This is a genomic window from Bathymodiolus platifrons methanotrophic gill symbiont, assembly GCF_002189065.1.
Taxonomy (GTDB): Bacteria; Pseudomonadota; Gammaproteobacteria; order Methylococcales; family Methylomonadaceae; genus Methyloprofundus.
The window spans coordinates 1-1,499 of the sequence record NZ_BDMN01000544.1 but is presented as its reverse complement, the minus strand read 5'-3'; the positions used below and the strand labels follow the sequence as shown (position 1 = coordinate 1,499).

Here is a 1,499-nt window from a genome sequence, read left to right as displayed (position 1 = left end):
TTGTCTGAGGAAAATATTCCTGCTTATAAGCAGTTTATGGCTTTAGCAGGATAGTTATGCCTGAAGACCAGGAGGTCTGTGCTTTTGATAATTATTGCGACAGAACCCTTTAAAGCGTTTCAATTCCATCAATCGAAATAAATTCAACCAAGAAAGAAAATAATGGCAAACGGAAATAATAACTTTGAAGCATCTTTATTCAACACAGCGGATCGTTTAAGAAAAAATATTGATGCGGCAGAGTATAAAAATGTCGTGTTGGGTTTGATCTTTCTAAAATACATTTCTGACTCATTTCAAGAACTCTATGATCGATTAGACAATGATGAATATTCTGACCCAGAAGATAGGGATGAATATCTGGCAGAAAATATATTTTTTGTACCAAAAGATGCACGTTGGAAGAATCTACAAGCTAAAGCAAAATTGCCAGAAATCGGGGTAGCTATTGATGAAGCTATGAGCATCATAGAAAAGGAGAACAGCGAATTAAAAAATGTTCTGCCTAAAGTATATGCAAAGCCCAATCTGGACAAAACTTCTTTAGGACAATTAATTGATGTTATTTCCGATATTGAACTTCAAGCACAAAAAGAACATTCCAAAGACCTTCTTGGGCGAGTATATGAATTTTTCTTAGGTGAGTTTGCCAGTGCAGAAGGTAAAAAAGGTGGACAGTTTTATACACCAAAATCCATCGTTACGTTAATGGTAGAGATGATAGAGCCTTACAAGGGCAGGGTCTATGATCCAGCCTGTGGTAGTGGTGGCATTTTTGTCATGAGTGAAAAGTTTGTTGAAGAGCATCAAGGTAATATTCAAGACATTACAATTTACGGGCAAGAATCCAACCAAACCACATGGAAACTCTCAAAGATGAATCTTGCCATTCGTAATATTAACTCGCAGTTTGTGACATGGAATACAGAAGGTAGTTTTTTAAACGATTCCCACCCAGACCTTAAAGCTGATTATATCTTAGCTAATCCCCCCTTTAATCAATCAGAGTGGGGGCAAGAAATATTAATAGAAGATGGTAGATGGAAATATGGTGTACCGCCAAAAGGAAATGCTAATTTTGCTTGGATGCAGCACATGCTTTACCACCTTGCTCCTGATGGTGTCATGGCAACGGTACTTGCTAATGGTAGTTTAAGCTCTAACACATCAGGTGAGGGTGGTATTCGTACAAATATGGTCAAAGATGGTCTAGTTGATTGTATCGTGGCTCTACCTAAACAGCTTTTTTACAACACTGGAATTCCTGCCACCATTTGGATATTACGCAGAGGGAAAACGCTACAACAAGGAAAAACTTTATTTATAAATGCTTCAGAAATGGGTTTCATGAAAGATCGGGTGCACCGTGAATTTGCTCCTGAAGATATAGAGAAAATTGAGCAGACCTATCATAAATGGCGCAAGACTGAAGGTTATGAAGATATTAAAGGTTTCTGTAAATCAGCCACGCTTGAAGAGGTCGAAAAACATAGCTTTGT

1 protein-coding gene is annotated in these 1,499 nt (G+C 37.7%); it reads left to right on the top strand.

The window, feature by feature from the left end:
- Positions 1-162: 162 nt before the first annotated feature.
- Positions 163-1,499: type I restriction-modification system subunit M (locus CDZ78_RS20310; RefSeq protein ID WP_087871569.1), on the top strand; the 1,337-nt coding region annotated here is incomplete at its 3' end.